The following is a 795-nucleotide window of genomic DNA, read 5'->3' as shown; positions in this document are numbered from 1 at the left end:
CAAGCAATGTAAATCATAGACTGATAATTTCGTGCCAGCTTATCAAATCGGGTTGCAATCGCTCGAAAATGTTTTAACCTCGCAAAGGCATTTTCAACTAAATGCCTTAGTCGATAGAGATATTTATCAAATTCTTTATTTAATCTTTTACTATTTGATCTCATTGGAATAATTGGGATCATATTCTTATTTTTAATAAATATTCTGATGTTCTCAGCATCATATCCCTTATCTGCAATGAGATAATCTGCTTCTTCTACAGCCTCTATCAATTGCTCTGCAACTTGACTGTCGTGGACTTCACCCCCAGTGATTTTAAAATCAATCGGTAATCCATTCGCGTCGGTTGCAAGATGTATTTTTGTTGTTCGTCCACCACGTGATTGTCCAATTGCTCTTTCGAAACCATGCCGAGCTCCACTTGCATGCTGATGCACGCGTATGTAGCTTCCGTCAATGAATACCCATTCTTGATCCAAAATGCCTCGTAATCTAAAAAAAATTTATTCCACAAACCCTTATTTGCCCAACGATTAAAACGATTATAGGCAGTTTGCCAAGGACAAAATTCTTGAGGAATATCACGCCATGTCGCGCCTGTACGTAGTTTCCACAAGATAGCCTCCATGATATTTCTACTATTCTTCGAACAGTAGCAACCATACAATCGCATCGTATTTTGGATTTGTTGCCAAATATCATCTGTTAAAAGGGTACGTGCCATTGAAATATATAGAAATATAAGGAATTTGAAAGATTATATTAAGTCTTTAAAATCTATTTTTCAAATGAGGA

1 protein-coding gene is annotated in these 795 nt (G+C 36.4%); it reads right to left on the bottom strand.

Going from position 1 to position 795, the window contains the following annotated elements:
* A protein-coding gene (locus tag DCO44_RS16540; protein ID WP_165815740.1) for an IS5 family transposase occupies positions 1-724 on the bottom strand; the annotation gives its coding sequence in 2 pieces (ribosomal slippage) (positions 1-496 and positions 496-724; 725 coding nt annotated over the 2 pieces). This gene is flagged as partial in the annotation.
* Positions 725-795: the final 71 nt, after the last annotated feature.

It is taken from the genome of Acinetobacter sp. AM (assembly GCF_003105055.1).
GTDB lineage: Bacteria > Pseudomonadota > Gammaproteobacteria > Pseudomonadales > Moraxellaceae > Acinetobacter > Acinetobacter tibetensis.
Note: the sequence above shows the minus strand (reverse complement) of the source record. Positions and strands in the feature narration are given on the sequence as shown.